Source organism: Nocardia sp. CA-136227, from assembly GCF_050955695.1.
In the GTDB taxonomy this organism is placed as follows: Bacteria; Actinomycetota; Actinomycetes; order Mycobacteriales; family Mycobacteriaceae; genus Nocardia.
In genome coordinates, this window is record NZ_CP192081.1 from 1,841,789 (window position 1) to 1,856,788 (window position 15,000).

Annotated in this window: 15 protein-coding genes; 7 read left to right on the plus strand and 8 right to left on the minus strand. The window is 69.3% G+C overall.

What is annotated here, in order from left to right:
• The first annotated feature begins 24 nt into the window (after positions 1-24).
• The 4 genes from ACQP06_RS08155 to ACQP06_RS08170 all read left to right on the plus strand — a co-directional run bounded on the left by ACQP06_RS08155 (position 25) and on the right by ACQP06_RS08170 (position 2,992).
• The gene (locus ACQP06_RS08155) at positions 25-1,602 is read left to right on the plus strand and encodes a glycoside hydrolase family 13 protein (protein WP_433671647.1); all 1,578 of its coding nucleotides are present in this window, start codon (positions 25-27) and stop codon (positions 1,600-1,602) included.
• Between the two features lie 101 nt (positions 1,603-1,703).
• Entirely contained in the window at positions 1,704-1,982 is a 279-nt protein-coding gene (ctaJ, locus tag ACQP06_RS08160; RefSeq protein WP_357090307.1) for an aa3-type cytochrome oxidase subunit CtaJ, read from the plus strand.
• Complete coding sequence (locus tag ACQP06_RS08165; protein ID WP_433671648.1) at positions 1,969-2,436, plus strand: DUF5130 domain-containing protein; 468 nt, start codon at positions 1,969-1,971, stop codon at positions 2,434-2,436. The genes ctaJ and ACQP06_RS08165 overlap by 14 nt, the downstream gene beginning before the upstream one ends.
• Positions 2,437-2,578: 142 nt before the next feature.
• Positions 2,579-2,992, plus strand: a complete 414-nt coding sequence (locus tag ACQP06_RS08170; protein WP_433671649.1) for a helix-turn-helix domain-containing protein — start codon at positions 2,579-2,581, stop codon at positions 2,990-2,992.
• A 67-nt stretch (positions 2,993-3,059) separates the two neighbouring features.
• Here the strand turns inward: ACQP06_RS08170 and ACQP06_RS08175 are convergent, their stop codons facing one another.
• The 3 genes from ACQP06_RS08175 to pepN all read right to left on the minus strand — a co-directional run bounded on the left by ACQP06_RS08175 (position 3,060) and on the right by pepN (position 6,998).
• Positions 3,060-3,647 (minus strand): ClpP family protease, encoded by a 588-nt coding sequence (locus ACQP06_RS08175; protein WP_379270767.1) that lies wholly within the window; start codon positions 3,645-3,647, stop codon positions 3,060-3,062.
• A complete protein-coding gene (locus ACQP06_RS08180) occupies positions 3,644-4,246 on the minus strand; it encodes a ClpP family protease (RefSeq protein WP_433671652.1) in 603 nt (200 codons plus the stop codon). Before ACQP06_RS08180 ends, ACQP06_RS08175 begins: the two co-directional genes overlap by 4 nt.
• Positions 4,247-4,406: 160 nt before the next feature.
• On the minus strand, positions 4,407-6,998 hold the full coding sequence (gene pepN / locus ACQP06_RS08185; protein WP_433671653.1) for an aminopeptidase N: 2,592 nt from the start codon (positions 6,996-6,998) through the stop codon (positions 4,407-4,409).
• 142 nt (positions 6,999-7,140) lie between these two features.
• Here pepN and ACQP06_RS08190 point away from each other — a divergent pair, with 142 nt between their 5' ends.
• Positions 7,141-7,971: a phosphoribosylaminoimidazolesuccinocarboxamide synthase gene (locus ACQP06_RS08190; protein WP_433593268.1), complete on the plus strand. Its 831-nt coding sequence runs from the start codon at positions 7,141-7,143 to the stop codon at positions 7,969-7,971.
• Here the strand turns inward: ACQP06_RS08190 and ACQP06_RS08195 are convergent.
• Positions 7,968-8,654: an NAD(P)H oxidoreductase gene (locus ACQP06_RS08195; protein ID WP_433671654.1), complete on the minus strand. Its 687-nt coding sequence runs from the start codon at positions 8,652-8,654 to the stop codon at positions 7,968-7,970. The genes ACQP06_RS08190 and ACQP06_RS08195 overlap by 4 nt on opposite strands.
• 117 nt (positions 8,655-8,771) lie before the next feature.
• Between ACQP06_RS08195 and ACQP06_RS08200 the strand changes: the two genes are divergently transcribed.
• Positions 8,772-9,722: an AraC family transcriptional regulator gene (locus ACQP06_RS08200; RefSeq protein ID WP_433671656.1), complete on the plus strand. Its 951-nt coding sequence runs from the start codon at positions 8,772-8,774 to the stop codon at positions 9,720-9,722.
• Between the two features lie 9 nt (positions 9,723-9,731).
• Here the strand turns inward: ACQP06_RS08200 and ACQP06_RS08205 are convergent, their stop codons facing one another.
• From ACQP06_RS08205 to ACQP06_RS08215, 3 genes are all read right to left on the minus strand, one after another.
• Entirely contained in the window at positions 9,732-11,132 is a 1,401-nt protein-coding gene (locus ACQP06_RS08205; RefSeq protein WP_433671658.1) for an RNA polymerase sigma factor, read from the minus strand.
• Positions 11,132-11,533 carry a YciI family protein gene (locus tag ACQP06_RS08210; RefSeq protein WP_433671660.1) on the minus strand — a complete coding sequence of 134 codons (402 nt, stop codon included), beginning with the start codon at positions 11,531-11,533 and terminating at the stop codon, positions 11,132-11,134. The genes ACQP06_RS08205 and ACQP06_RS08210 overlap by 1 nt, the downstream gene beginning before the upstream one ends.
• 103 nt (positions 11,534-11,636) lie before the next feature.
• Complete coding sequence (locus ACQP06_RS08215) at positions 11,637-12,836, minus strand: NAD(P)/FAD-dependent oxidoreductase (RefSeq protein ID WP_433671661.1); 1,200 nt, start codon at positions 12,834-12,836, stop codon at positions 11,637-11,639.
• Between the two features lie 183 nt (positions 12,837-13,019).
• On the opposite strand from ACQP06_RS08215, the gene ACQP06_RS08220 reads away from it, so the two are divergent.
• Positions 13,020-13,664, plus strand: coding sequence for a mycothiol-dependent nitroreductase Rv2466c family protein (locus tag ACQP06_RS08220; RefSeq protein WP_357090284.1), 645 nt, complete (start codon positions 13,020-13,022; stop codon positions 13,662-13,664).
• A gap of 73 nt (positions 13,665-13,737) precedes the next feature.
• Here the strand turns inward: ACQP06_RS08220 and ACQP06_RS08225 are convergent, their stop codons facing one another.
• Complete coding sequence (locus ACQP06_RS08225; RefSeq protein WP_433673268.1) at positions 13,738-14,739, minus strand: M48 family metallopeptidase; 1,002 nt, start codon at positions 14,737-14,739, stop codon at positions 13,738-13,740.
• Positions 14,740-15,000 lie beyond the last annotated feature (261 nt).

Here is a 15,000-nt window from a genome sequence, read left to right on the forward strand (position 1 = left end):
CTGTGCTTTGGCACCATTACCGCTGTGACGGACAATCTCGCCGAAAACCCCTGGTGGCGGTCGGCCGTGTTCTACCAGGTGTATCCCCGTTCCTTCGCGGACTCCGACGGCGACGGTGTGGGCGATCTAGGCGGATTGCGGGACAAGCTGGGCTATTTGGAGCTGCTCGGCGTGGACGCCCTGTGGATCTGCCCGGTGATGCGCTCGCCCATGGCCGACGGCGGCTACGACGTGTCCGACCCGCGCGACATCGACCCGCTGTTCGGCGGTCGGGCCGCCCTGGACGAGGTCATCGCCGAGGCGCACGATCGGGGCATCCGGGTGACCATGGACCTGGTCCCGAATCACACCAGCGATCAGCACCGGTGGTTCCAGGAGGCGCTGGCGGCCGGGCGGGGCAGTCCGGAGCGGGCGCGCTACTGGTTCCGGGACGGCCGCGGCCCGGATGGCGCACTGCCGCCGAACAATTGGCCGAGCATCTTCGGCGGCCCGGCCTGGACCCGGGTGCGTGAACCCGACGGCAGGCCCGGACAGTGGTACCTGCACATCTTCGCGCCCGAGCAGCCGGACCTGAACTGGGAGAACCAGGAGGTCGCAATCGATTTCGAACAGACCTTGCGGTTCTGGCTGGATCGCGGCGTGGACGGTTTCCGCCTCGATGTCGCGCACGGCATGGCCAAACCCCCGGGCCTGCCGGACATGGCGCGCATCGACACCCGCATGCTGCACCTCGAGGACGACGATCCGCGCTTCAACAACGCCGGGGTGCACGAGATCCACCGGCGTGTGCGCAAGGTGATGGACGAGTATCCGCACGCGGTCGCCATCGGCGAGGTGTGGGTCAACGACAACACCCGCTTCGGTGAGTACGTGCGCGCCGACGAACTGCACCTGGCCTTCAACTTCCGCCTCGCCCAGACGCCGTTCGACCCGGACCGCATCCGCACGGCCGTGGACAATTCGCTGCACGCGGTGGCGGGCGTCGGCGCGACGCCGACCTGGACGCTGTCCAATCACGACATCGAACGCGAGGTCACCCGCTACGGTGACGGCCCGGTCGGGCAGGCCCGGGCGCGGGCCATGATCATGCTGGAGCTGGCGCTGCCGGGTGCGGTATTCGTCTACAACGGAGCCGAATTGGGCCTGGCCAATGTGGACGATCTGCCGGAGTCGGCGCTGCGCGACCCTACCTGGGAGCGGTCCGGTCACACCGTGCGCGGCCGCGACGGCTGCCGGGTGCCGCTGCCGTGGGAGGGCCCGTGGCCCCCGTTCGGGTTCACGACGGGTGAGCCGTGGTTGCCGATGCCGCGGGAGTGGGCGGGGATGAGCGTGGAGCGGCAGCTGGAACGGCTGGATTCCATGCTGTCGCTGTACCGAATGGCGATCGAATTGCGGGCTGTCTGTCCGGAATTCGCCGGGTCGGGCGTCGAGTGGTACGGGAGCCCGCCGGGTTGTCTGGCGTTCCGGCGCGAGGGTGGACTGTTGTGCGTGCTCAATGCCACCGACTCGCCGATTCTGTTGCCGGCGGGGGAGGTGTTGCTGACCAGCGCGCCGCTGGCCGATCGCAAACTTCCGGCGAACTCGACGGCCTGGTTGGTCTGATCGGTGAGGTTCCGGCCGGTCCGAAAGGTGAATGTCACGACACGGCCGCACTAACCCTTACCGGTCGTAGTAGTCATGGCGCGATCGACTACCGTTGGCCCGTGAGCATTCTCCAGACAGTGCTGATCTACGTCGGCATCCCGGTCGCGATCTATCTGGCGATCGCCGGATTGTCGTTCCTCGGCAAGCCGCTGCCCGGCGAGAAGCCGGAACACTACGAACTCGGTGCGAAGTGGACCCAGCCGCCGGTGCTGTGGAGCGCGACCGACGAGGTGACCGGATCCGGCCACCACGACACTGCTGATTCGCATGGACACCATGCGGCTATCGAGACCGCGAACGCGGAGCTGATCGGAGGCCGGGCAAGTGGCAAGTTCTAATTGGCCCGCGGTGAACGAGGCCGACCTTCCGCACGGTTACGCCCTCACCTCCAGCGGACGCGTCTCCGGCGTGCACGAGGCCGGCGACGTCTTCAAGGAAGCGCCGTTCAACGACCGTGAGCGGCTGCTCATGGACAATGCCCTCACCGACGCCACCCGCGCCACCAAGGTGCGCTTCAACGTCTACATCGGCGACCTGGGCGCCGACTCCGCCGCCGGCGTGGACGCGCTGTTCCCGGCCACCCCGGAGGCCGCCCGTTCGGTCCTGATCGCGGTGGACCCGAACACCAGCTCCGTCGAGGTCCGCTCCGGCCACGAGATCGCCGAGCGCGCCAACGACCGCGTCTGCCAGCTCGGCGCGACCGCCGCCACCAGCTCCTTCCGTCAGGGTGAGCTGATCGACGGCCTGGTCTCCGCGGTGCGCGTGATGGCCGCCGCCATCGGCCGCGTCTAGCCGGTTCCGATCTGACGAGGGACGCCCGGGGCTCGAGCCCCGGGCGTCCTTTCGTGTGTATGGCGCTTCGAAAGTTCGCCGAGGAGTTCGCTCTCAGCAGATCGAGGCGCGACGGCCGGGCCAGGCACTTTACGCTCGGTGTATGTCCGAGCATCCGCGCCTGAAGGCGCTTCCCGGTGGTCTGGATCGAGCGGGCCGGTCGGTACGCCCCACGGCATCGCCCGCGCCTGCCCGCGAGCGCGCGGACCGGGAACCCCTGTGGCGCGAGGCGCTCGGCGACCGATTGCGCTCGATGCGGCTGGATCTCGGCGAGAAGCTCACCGAAACCGCTGGGCGAGCCGGTATCTCGCCGCAGTACCTCTCCGAGATCGAACGTGGCCGCAAGGAACCCTCCAGCGAGATGATCGCCGCCCTGGCCGGAGCCCTCGGCATCAGTGTTGGCGGACTCACCCGCCAGGTCGCCGAAGAGCTCCTGCGCACCGGCCTGACCCCCACCGCGCCGCCCGCCGTGCCGCACCGCTACGCCGGCCAGGTCATGCTGTCGCTGGCCGCCTGACCCGCACTGCGACACACTGATTCGCGCTACGCCCGCGCCGACACTGCCGGCGCGGGCGTTCCGGAATTCAGCGCGGGCCGAGGAGTTGGTCGGCGAGGCCGTAGTCGATGGCGGTTTCGGCGGTGAAGACGCGGTCGCGGTCGGTGTCGCGGCGGAGCGTTTCCGGGGTTTGGCCGGTGTGGGTGGTGAGGATGGCTTCGATCTGGGCGCGCATGCGGACGATTTCGTCGGCTTGGAGGATGAGGTCGGGGATGGTGCCCTGGCCTCGGATCGCGGGCTGGTGCAGGACGATTCGGGAATGGGGGAGCACGTTGCGGCGGCCTTTCGCGCCACCGGCGAGCAGGACCGCGCCGACGGCGATGGCCTGGCCGACGCAGGTGGTGACGACGGGCGACGAGATGTGCTGCATGGTGTCGTAGATGGCGAGCATGGCGGGCAGTTCGCCGCCCTCGCAATTGATGTAGAGGTTGATGTCCTGCCCGGGGCTTTCCGCGTCCAGGTGCAGGAGTTGGGCGATGAGGGCGTTGGCGACGCCGGAGTCGATGGGGGTGCCGAGGTAGACGATGCGCTCGCTGAGCAGGTGCGAGTAGACGTCCATGATCCGTTCGCCGCGCGGGTCGCGAGTGATGACGTTCGGAATCGTGTAGGTGCTCATGCCGAGATCCCCAGTTTCTGCCGCGCGGGGACCACCTGGTGGAAGGAGTCCACGATGTGGTCGATGAAGCCGTAGTCGCGGGCCTGTTCCGCGGTGAACCAGCGGTCGTGGAGCGAGTCCTCGAAGATCTGGTCGTAGGGCTGGCCGGTGTCCTGGGCGATCAGGCCGAGCACGGTCTGCACCGTGTAGCGCAGGTCGTCGGCCTGGACTTCCACCTCGACGGCGCTGCCGCCGATGCCCGCCGAGCCCTGGTGCATGAGGATGCGGGCGTGCGGCAGGGCGTAGCGGTGGCCGGGGGTGCCGGCGGAGAGCAGGAATTGCCCGGCGCTGCAGGACAATCCGAGCGCGAGGGTGGAGACCGGGCACGGCACCAGCCGCATCACGTCGCGGATGGCGAGCATGGCGGGCACCGAACCGCCGGGCGAGTGGATCCACAGCGAGATCGGCGCCTCCGGGTCCTCCGCGGCCAGCGTCAGCAGCTGGGTCATGAGCAGCGTGCCGTTGTCGTCGTCGAGCCCGCCGTCCAGCACCAGGACCCGCCGGGCGAAGAGCTGTTCCCTGGTGCTCCAGTTGAACATCGGAGTCTTGTTGTCTGCCATGCCTTCACGGTGCCGCAGCCCGGCCCGGGAAGTCCCGCCACGCTGCCGTGAGCAGATCTGCTCACAGCAGCGTTCGCCGAGCGACGACAACGGGAAGCGGCCCCCTTCCGGAATTTCCGGAAGGGGGCCGCTCGCGAAATGTATTGCCGGGCAGTGCTTTCTAGCCGCGATCGAAGGCTCGGGCACGCAGCGAGCGTTCGATGCCCGCCTTGCCCTCGACCACCAGGCGGCGCAGCGCCGGCGGGTGGTCGCCGCCGAGGAACTTGTCGGCCACGGCGACGGCTTCCTCGCTGACGGCCCAGTGCGGGTAGAGGCCGACCACGACGGTCTGGGCGACCTCGCTGGACCGGCGGTCCCACACCCCGGCGATATCGGCGAAGTACCGCTCCACATACGGGTGCAGCAGCTCGGACTGGCCCGCGGGCGCGAAGCCCGCGACGATGGCGCGCGCGGTGATATTGGCCACCGTGTCGTCACCCATGACGGTGTCCCACGCCGATTCCTTGACCGCCGCCTGCGGGCGGGCGGTGGAGGCGGCGGCGGCCTGCCGGCGGCCCGCGGCGGTGTCGTCGCGGGCGAGTTCGGAGTCGATGACCGGGGTTTCGATGCCGTCGGAGTCGATGGCTCCGGCGGCGGCCAGCGCCTGGGTGATCCGCCAGCGCAGGTCGGTGTCGACGGTCAGACCGGGCAGGTCCACGCCTTCCGGGTCACCCGCGCGCAGCTGGCGCAGCACCTGGATGTGCTGTTCGGACAGCAGCGCGCCGGTGAGCGCGTTGACGAACGCCAGCTGGTGGTCCGAGCCCGCACCGGCGGCGCGGGCCAGTTCCAGCAGCCGGTCGGCGTAGGCGGGCCAGCCCTCGGTGCGCGCCCACTCCGGGTCGGCGTAGGCGCTGAGCGCGGTGCTCGCCTGCATGAGAAGCCGCTGCACGACGCCGATCTCGGTCTCCGCGCCGACGCCGCGCTGCACCAGCGCCACGAAGTCGCGGGCCTTCATCTCGGCCTGGCGGGTCATCTCCCAGGCCGCGGACCAGGCCAGGGTGCGGGGCAGCGGTTCGGCGATGTCGGCGATGCGCGCCACCACGGTGTCGAGCGAGTCGGCGTCGAGGCGGACCGAGCAGTAGGTGAGGTCGTCGTCGTTGACCAGCACCAGCTTGCCGCGGCCGACACCGATCAGCTCGGGCACGTCGGTGCGCGCGGCGGCGTCCACGTCGAGCTCGACGCGCTTGGTGCGCACCAGCTTTCCGTCCTGGTCGTCGTAGATGCCGATGGCGAGCCGGTGCACACGCCGTTCACCCACGCCGGGCTCCGCGCCGTCCTGCACGACCGCGAAGGAGGTGAAGTTGCCGGACGCGTCCACGGTGAAGTCGGGGCGCAGGATATTGAGGCCGGTGGTCTTGAGCCACTGCGCGCCCCAGTCGGACAGGTCGCGGCCCGACGCCTTCTCCAGCGCGCCCACCAGATCGTCGAAAGTGGCGTTGCCGTAGGCGTGTTCGGTGAAGTAGTCGCGCAGACCGGCCAGGAACGGCTCCTCGCCGACGTAGGCCACCAGCTGCTTGAGCACGGAAGCGCCCTTGGCGTAGGTGATTCCGTCGAAGTTGACCTCGACGGCGGCCAGGTCCGGGATGTCCGCGGCGATCGGGTGGGTCGACGGGAGCTGGTCCTGCCGGTACGCCCACGACTTCTCGACATTGGCGAAAGTGGTCCAGGCGTTGGTGTATTCGGTCGCGCCGACCTGGCACAGCACCGACGCGAAGGTGGCGAAGGACTCGTTCAGCCACAGGTCGTCCCACCACTTCATGGTGACCAGGTCGCCGAACCACATGTGCGCCATCTCGTGCAGCACGGTCTCGCAGCGGCGCTCGTAGGACGCGCGGGTCACCTTGGACCGGAAGACGTAGTCCTCGAGGAAGGTGACGGCACCGGCGTTCTCCATGGCGCCCGCGTTGAATTCGGGCACGAACAGCTGGTCGTACTTGCCGAAGGCGTAGGGCACACCGAAATTGGCGTGGTAGAAGCCGAAGCCCTGCTTGGTCTCGGTGAAGAGCCGCTCGTGGTCCATGAACGCGGCCAGCGAGGCGCGGCAGTAGATGCCGAGCGGGATCTCGCCGTGCGAATCCTGGTAGGAGTCGGTCCATTTCGCGTACGGTCCGGCGATGAGGGCGACCAGGTAGGTGCTCATGCGCGGGGTGGTGGCGAAGGTGTGGCGGACGACGGCGCCGAGCCGGTGGGTGTCGGTGACGGCCCCGTTGGAGATGACCTCCCAGTCCTCGGGCGCGGTCACGACCATGTCGTAGGTGGCCTTGAGGTCGGGCTGGTCGAAGCAGGCGAACATGCGCTTGCAGTCGGCGGTCTCGAACTGCGAGTACAGGTAGATCTTGTCGTCGGTGGGGTCGACGAAACGGTGCAGGCCCTCACCGGTGTTGGAGTACTCGCCGTCGGCCTCGATCACCAGTTCATTGTTCGCGGCCAGGTCGGGCAGGGTGAGGCCCTGCTCCTCGTCGTAGCCGCTCACGTCCAGGTCGACGCCGTTGAGCACGGCCGAGCGCAGGCCCGCGCCCACGAAGTCGATGAAGGTCTGCCCACCCGGCGTCGCGGTGAAGGTCACCGTCGCCTTCGAGTGGAACGTCTCACTGCGAGGCGCGTCGGCGCTGGTGGGCTGGCCGGTGAGGTCCAGCTCGACCTTGTAGTTCTCCACCTGGACCGTGGCGGCGCGTTCGATGGCCTGCTCGCGGGTGAGATTCGGTGCGGACAAGGAGGCTCCTTAGCTCTCGGAGAACTGTGCGGCAGTAGCCAGCTTGCCATGCCCGGGGTCGGGCGGTTGGGCGTGTCCGATGCGAGGACGGCCACCCACTAGGCTGGGCGACGGCAGCTATCGCCCAGCACGAGGAGGACCGTTGAAGCACATCCACGCCGGTAAGGTGCGCGACCTGTACGAGGACGGCGATTCGCTGATCCTGGTCGCATCCGACCGGGTGTCGGTGTACGACGTGGTGCTGCCGACCCCGATCCCGGACAAGGGCGCGCTGCTCACCCAGCTGTCGAACTGGTGGTTCGGCTTCTTCTCCGATGTGCCCAACCACATTCTGTCCACCACCGACGTGCCCGCCGAGTTCGCCGGCCGCGGCGTGCGGGTCAAGCCGCTGAAGATGGTGAAGGTGGAGTGCATCGCGCGCGGCTACCTGACCGGCGGCGGCCTGGCCGAGTACAACCGCACCGGCACCGTGTCCGGCATCGCGCTGCCGCCGGGCCTGCGCGACGGCGACAAGCTGCCCGAACCCATCTTCACCCCCACCACCAAGGCCGACGAGGGCCACGACGAGCCGATCAGCTTCGCCGACGTGGTGAACCAGGAGGGCAAGGAGGTCGCCGAGAAGCTGCGCGACCTGACCCTCGAGATGTACTCGCGCGGCGCGGACCACGCCGCCGCCAACGGTGTCATCATCGCCGACACGAAGATCGAACTCGGCTGGGACGGTGACGTTCTCACCGTCGGCGACGAGGTGCTGACCTCGGACTCCTCCCGCTTCTGGCCCGCCGACGACTACGAGCCGGGCCGCCCGCAGAAGTCGTTCGACAAGCAGTTCGTGCGCGACTGGTCCACCTCCACCGGGTGGAACAAGGAGTACCCGGGCCCCGAGATCCCGGCCGACATCATCGACGTGACCCGCCAGAAGTACAAGCAGGCCTACGAACTCATCACCGGCAACGCCTGGACCGGCGTCTAGACCGGAACCGCCTCGGCGGCAAGGAAGTTCGTGACGAACTCGTCGGCCCGGTGCTCCAGTTCGGCGTACTGGGCCACGCGTTCGGCGCCGACGGTGGCCGGGTCGAAGAGCAGTCGCCCGTCGGCGTCGAGCCGCTGACGGCGTTCCTCGGCGTCGGGCAGCAGGCCGACGGTGGAGTGGGAGAAGCCGCAGTAGTAGGCGATTCCCATATTGAGCTGGCCCTCGAGCGACTGCTGGAGGAAGTCCACCAGCGGATCGCCCCCGGCCATCCCGGCCAGGCCGAGCCACAGGATGCGCTTGCCCGCCAGGCGAGGTTTGCTGCGGCCGTAGGCGAATCCGTAGTTCCACACGCGGTCGATCCAGCCCTTGAGCAGCGCGGGCACGCTCGCCCAGTAGACGGGGAAGACCGCGATCACCACGTCGGCGGCGAGGATGCGGTCCATGTGCTCGTGGACCTCGGGGGAGTAGAGCTTCTCGCGATTGCCCCAATCCGGTTGGTCGGCCTCGATCATGCGGGGATCGAAGCCCTCGGCCCGCAGGTCCAGCAGGTCGACGCGATAGCCGTCGGTCTCCAGCCGGGCGACCGCGCGGGCGGCCAGATGGGCGGTGAGGGAATCGGATCGGTGGTGGGCGACCACGACCAGGGCGGTGCGGGTGTGCCGGTCGAGCGTGTCGTGCGACAAGGATTCCTCCTGGATCGGGGCGGTTGTTCATGCTGTGAACCCAGTACACCCGCCCCGGCGTAGACGATCCATGGGTGGAACGCTCCCTTCGATAGGAATTCGTCTACCCTCGGTGGAGTGGATCCTCTGAGCAAACTGCTGAGCGGCATTCGAGCCGAAGGCTCCGTGGTCACGCACGCGGTCATGCCCGCGCCGTGGACGATTCGATTCGCCGACCGCGCGCCGTTGACCATGGTCACCGTGATGCGGGGCGGCGGCACGCTCCTGCTGCCCGGCGGCAGCACCTGGCAGCTCGACGCCGGGGACACGGCGCTGGTGCGCGGTCCGGGCGAATTCCGGCTCGTATCAGGTGATCTCGATGCCGAAGCGGCCCGGGGATCGAATCGTGCCCTCGCGCCGACCGAATACGAGATCTCCTGCTTCACCAGCGATTCCGAATGCTCGGTCGAGGAACTCGGCGGAATCCACTGGGGCAGTGACGCCGACGCCACCGCGCTGATGGTCGGGGCCTACCGCACCTCCTTCCGTCGCCACGAGCGCCTGTTGCGCACGCTCCCACCGGTATTGGTGGTCCGCGAGGACGCCGACTCCTGCGACTGGCTCGAATCGGCCGCCGTGTCCGCCGTCGCGCAGAGCGCGGGCTCGCAGGCCATGATGGACCGCCTGCTCGATTGGAGCCTGGTCTGCACCCTGCGCACCTGGTTCGATCAGGCCGGGTCCGAGGCCCCCACCTGGTTCCGCGGCCTGGCCGATCCGGTCATCGCGCCCGCGCTGCAAGCCATCCACACCGTGCCCGGCACGTCGTGGACCGTGGCCTCGCTGGCCGCCGAAGCCGGTGTCTCCCGGGCGCTCTTCGCCAAACGGTTCACCGCTGTCATGGGGCAACCGCCGCTGGCCTACCTCACCGAGTCACGGATGGACGAGGCCGAGGAACTACTCACCGACACCGACCTGACCATCGCCACCATCGCCCGATCCGTCGGCTACGCCGATCCGTTCGGGTTCTCGGCCGCCTTCAAACGCCACCGCGGCGTCAGCCCGACCGCCTTCCGGACCGCCGCCGCCTGAGGTGGCGCGTCAGCCGCGGCGCAGGCCGGCGGCCCGAATCGTGAGGTAGTCGCGCTCGGGCAGGCTGGTGGTCCGGCGCGCGGCGGCGGTGTAGGCCGCGATGGCTTCCTCGGGTTCCCCGGCCATTTCGTACAGATGGCCGCGTACAGCGTCGAGACGATGATTGCCCGCCAGCGACTCCGTGAGGGTGTCGGTCAGGTCCAGCCCGGCCTGCGGACCGTGCACCATGGCGGTGGCGACGGCCCGGTTGAGCGTGACCATGGGGTTGGGGGACTGGCGTTCGAGGGCGTTGTACAGCAGGAGGATTCGCGGCCAGTCGGTGTCCTCGGGCCGCAGCGCCTGGGCGTGCAGGGCGGCGATGGCGGCCTGGATCTGATACGGGCCGATCAGCCCGCTCCGCACCGCGGCAGTCGCCAATCGCACGCCCTCGATGAGCATTTCGCGGTCCCACAGCCCGCGATCCTGGTCGGCGAGCGGGACCAGTTCACCGTGCTCCCCGGTCCGGGCGGCGCGCCGGGCATCGGTGAGCAGCATGAGCGCCAGCAGGCCGGTGACCTCGGGATTGTCCGGCAGCACGCGGTTCAGCGCCCGTGCCAGGCGAATGGCCTCGCTCGACAGGTCGCCGCGGCGCAGTCGCTCACCGCCGCTGGTGTGGCCCTCGGTGAAGATCAGGTACAGCACCCGCAGCACGCTGTCGAGGCGCGTATTCCATTCCCCGCGTTGACCGTTCGACTCCGCGGGCATGGCGAAGGGGCGGTCCTCCTCCGCGACGCGCTTCTTGGCGCGGGTGATCCGTTGCGCCATGGTGCGTTCCGGCAGCAGGAAGGCCCGGGCGATCTCCTCGGTGGTGAGCCCGCCGACCGCACGCAGGGTCAGCGCGATCGCGCTCGCGGGCGACAGGGCGGGGTGACAGCACAGGAAGAACAAGGTGAGCGTGTCGTCCCGGTCCTCGGTCCCGGTATCGCGGGCGGTGCGGCCGGTGACCGCGCCGCCCGGATCGGCCGTGCCGCGAATGCCGGACACCCCGTATGTCGCGGGCGCGCCGTGCGCACCGGGTGCGGCGGCCAGCTGGTCGAGTCCCGTCTCCGACAATGCCGTGATCACCGCGTCGGCCGGGTCGGGCGTCGTCGTGCCCAGGCGTTCCGGGTCGCGGATCGCGTCGGCGGTCTCGCGGTTGCGGCGGGCGGAATCGGCGCGGATGGCGTCGACCATGCGCCGCGCGCCGACCTGGATGAGCCAGCCGCGCGGATTGTCGGGCAGGCCCTCGGCGGGCCACTGGGTGGCGGCGGCGAGCAGGGCTTCCTGGAGGGCGTCCTCGGCGGCGTCGAAATCGCCGTAGCGGCGGACGAGCGCGCCGAGGACCTGCGGGGCGAGTTCGCGCAGCAGGTCCTCGATCGCGGTGTGCGGCATCAGAGTTCGGGGGCGGGGGCGCACATGATCTGGCGGACCTCGATGTACTCGCCGATCGGCTTGCCGCCCGGGCCGGGCGCGGCCGAGGCCTGCGCGGCGATCTCGACGGCCCGGTCGGGGGTGTCGACATCGATGATCCAGTAGCCGGCCAGGAGCTCCTTGGTCTCGGGGAACGGGCCGTCGGTGACCACCGGCGCGGACCGGCCGTCGGAACTGACGGTGATCGCCTGACCCGGGTCGGCGAGGCCCTGGGCTTCGACCAGTTCGCCGGACTTGGCCAGCTGCTCGCCCAGGGTGCGCTGGAAGTCGATGTGCGCCCGGATCTCCTCGGGCGCCCACTGGTGGATCGGGGTGTCGCAGAAAGCGGCCGGGGTGTAGGACTTGATCAGCATGTACTTCATGGTCGGCTCCTTCGTCGGCGCGCCGCGGTGGCGCTCTCGCATACAGGTCGGAGCCCCGCACGCCGGATCGACGTATCGCGCAGCCCATCAGGTGTGATGGTGGTCACAGGGTGTCCGGGTCCACGGCCCGGCCGCTCAGGATCAGTTCCTTGATCTTGTCAGTGACATCCCATACGTTCACGTTCATCCCGGCCAGCACCCGATTGTTCGGATCGAGCCAGTACGCCACGAACTCGCGTCCGGCCAGATCACCGCGCACCACCACGCGCGCCCGCTGCTCGGGGGAGACGTAGCCGGTGTACTCCATCCCCAGGTCGTACTGATCGGTGAAGAAGTAGGGCAGCCGGTCGTACACGGCGGGCCTGCCGAGCATGGTCAGGGCCGCCACGGCGGGCTGATTGAGCGCGTTCGCCCAGTGCTCCACCCGGATTCGCCGACCCAGCACCGGATGCTGCTGATCGGCGATATCGCCGACCGCGACGATATCGGGGTCCGAGGTGGCCAGACTCTCGTCGACGAGGACACCGCCGTCGACGGCCAGCCCGGCATCGGCGGCCAGCTCGATATTGGGGCGCGCACCCACCGCGACCAGCACCGCGTCCGCCTCGATGCGGGTGCCGTCGTCCAGGAGCACACCGGTCGCGCGGCCGTCGGCGGTGGTGGTGATCTCGCTGACCTTCACGTCCGTGCGCAGGTCCACGCCGTGCGCGCGGTGCAGGCTCGCGAATACCTCGCCCATCTCGGTGCCGAGCGCGGCCCGCAACGGGACCGAGTCCGCTTCCAGCACGGTCACTTCCACGCCTGCCGCCCGCGCTGCCGCCGTCACCTCGAGTCCGATCCAGCCCGCGCCGATCACCGCCAGTCGCCGGACCTCGCCGAACATGGCCAGCAGGGCGTCGGAGTCCTCGATGGTGCGCAGCACGTGCACGCCCCGCGCGTCCACCCCGGGCATGCGCAGCATGCGCGGGCGCGAGCCGGTGGCCAGCGCCAGTTTGTCGTAGGGCAGCGTCGTACCATCCGGCAGCGCAACGGTTTTGGCGCCGCGGTCCAGTCCGGTCACGGTGGTGCCGGGCATCAATTCGATGTGATGGTCGCGGTACCACTGCGACGGGTCCACGGTGAAGTCGGACAGCGACTTCTTGCCCAGTAGATGCTCCTTGGACAGCGGCGGACGCTCGTACGGCAGATGCTCCTCGGCGCTGACCAGGGTCACCGCGCCGCCGAAGTCATTGGCCCGCAAGGCTTCCGCGAGCTTCGCCGCGGCGAGCCCACCTCCCGCGATGACGAACCTGGAACTGGTCATACGAAACCTCCCTGCTCACGCGGCCGGGATCGCTGCACCGGATGTGGCCGTCCTCCCGGCGAGGCCGATCTTTCGACCCTAGACCCGGGCGAGTCGGGCGGAGCGGAAATATCGGCAACGATCCCGGGCGTTGCGTTAGGAGAACGGCCGTGTGTCGGCCGTCGACTGTGAAAGGACTTCCTTGTGAGCGACACCAAAAAGGACCGGGTCGACTTCTGGTTCGATCCGATGTGCCCCTGGTGCTGGATCACCTCCCGCTGGATCCTCGAGGTCGAGCAGGTCCGCGATATCGACGTCAACTTCCATGTCATGAGCCTGGGCGTGCTCAACGACGGCCGCGAGGGCCTGCCGCCCGAGTACGTGGAGCTGCTGCGCACCGCCTGGGGCCCGGTCCGGGTCGCCATCGCCGCCGCCCGCGACCACGGCGACAAGGTGCTGGCGCCGCTGTACACCGCCATGGGCACGCGCTTCCACAACCGTCGCGCCGAATACGAGCAGGACGGGCCGCGCGCCGACCTGATCGAGGTCATCATCGCCGAGTCGCTGGCCGAGGTCGGGCTGCCGGCCGAGCTGGCCGCCGCGGCCACCTCCGTCGAATACGACGAAGAGCTGAAGGCCTCGCATCACGCCGGCATGGACAAGGTCGGCCAGGATGTCGGCACGCCGACCATCCACATCAACGGCGTGGCCTTCTTCGGTCCGGTGCTCTCGCGGATTCCGCGCGGTGAGGTGGCGGGCAAGGTGTGGGACGGCGCCGTCGCGCTCGCTTCCTACCCGCACTTCTTCGAGCTGAAGCGGACCCGCACCGAGGACCCCGCCTTCGACTGAGGCACAGGGTTTTCGGCGCTGTAGACGCAGATCGGGCGGGGTCCGTGGGAACAGACCCCACCCGATCGGGTGATCACTGCGGCCGGTACTCGTGATACGTGGTGGTCTGGCCGTACTGGGGTGGCGGGCCGCCGTACGGCTGCGGAGCGCCGTAGGGTCCGGCCACCGGCGGACGCGGCGGGGCGTCGGGACGCCAGAACAGCTTGCCGTGGCGGCTGCGGTCGCGCAGTGCCCACATGCGCCAGGTCAGCACCGGGTGGCTGGCCGTGGCATTCGCCATCCAGACGAAGAAGCCCTTCTCCTGCGGCGCGCGGTCCGCCATCTCGTCGAAACTGACCAGATTGTTCAGGTACTTGCCCGCCGCCAGCGTCTGCATGGCCGTCGGCGCGCCCTGCGGGCGGTTGCAGAAGCCGTGATTGTCGGCCGTGTACTCCTGCGAGCGGATCAGCGAACTGCCCAGGATCGGCAGGAACGGGGCGAGGAACATGCCCAGCTGTCGCCAGTACGAGACGTGGCCCGCCGCGATGTGCCCGACCTCGTGGCCGATGATGAAGGCCAGCGCCTCGGGATTGCGTGCCGCGCCGCTGACTTCGAACAGGTCGCTGTAGACGACCACGTAGCGGCGGAAGCCGTGCCCGGAGGCGAAGGCGTTGATCTGGCCGTTGCCGGTGACCACGTAGGCGTCCGGCACCTTGGTCATGCCGAAGCGAGCCGCCGCCTCCTGCACCATGCGGAAGCCGTCGGGGAACTGGGTCGGCGACATCCTCACGCCGTTCACCCGCTGCGCGGCGTAGTTCATACCGCGGCCGAGGTAGACCAGCAGCGGCGCGAACGCCAGGACCAGCACGATCTGGTTGGAGCTACCCGACACCAGTGCGAGCAGCGCCAGCAGGTACGCCAGCACGGTGGCGATGATCACGATCACCAGCAGCGGGATCTCCCAGCTGTGCCGCGCGGGCATCCCGAACGGGGACAGGCCGCGGATGCCGGTCTGCACCACAGGCGGGGGCGGCGGCGAATACGGTTGCTGCGGAGCCCATCCCGGCGGGCCCACCCGCGGATCCCAGCCGGACATGCCGGTGACGGGATTCCACGCGGGCTGGGCGCCGGTGGGCTGCGCGGCGGGGTAGGAAGTCGTCGGCTGGGCGTACCCGCCGGTCGGCTGGCTGGGATGGACGGCGGTGGGCTGTTCGCCGCTCGGCGGCTGCCCTTGATCTCCGCCAGCGGATTGCCCCCCGTAGGCGTTCGGCGTGGATGAACTGTCGTCGGACGTCATGCCTGGATAGTACGTTCGCGCGCGTCGGCGGGTCGGCCTCGCCGCGAGTGGCTCACACCT

Coding starts and splice junctions, on each gene's coding strand:
- ACQP06_RS08210 (WP_433671660.1), bottom strand. CDS start 11,533: ATGAAGTACATGCTGATCAAGTCCTACACCCCGGCCGCTTTCTGCGAC.
- ACQP06_RS08180 (WP_433671652.1), bottom strand. CDS start 4,246: ATGGCAGACAACAAGACTCCGATGTTCAACTGGAGCACCAGGGAACAG.
- ACQP06_RS08205 (WP_433671658.1), bottom strand. CDS start 11,132: ATGCCGCACACCGCGATCGAGGACCTGCTGCGCGAACTCGCCCCGCAG.
- ACQP06_RS08170 (WP_433671649.1), top strand. CDS start 2,579: ATGTCCGAGCATCCGCGCCTGAAGGCGCTTCCCGGTGGTCTGGATCGA.
- ACQP06_RS08175 (WP_379270767.1), bottom strand. CDS start 3,647: ATGAGCACCTACACGATTCCGAACGTCATCACTCGCGACCCGCGCGGC.
- ACQP06_RS08215 (WP_433671661.1), bottom strand. CDS start 12,836: ATGACCAGTTCCAGGTTCGTCATCGCGGGAGGTGGGCTCGCCGCGGCG.
- ACQP06_RS08225 (WP_433673268.1), bottom strand. CDS start 14,739: ATGTCCGGCTGGGATCCGCGGGTGGGCCCGCCGGGATGGGCTCCGCAG.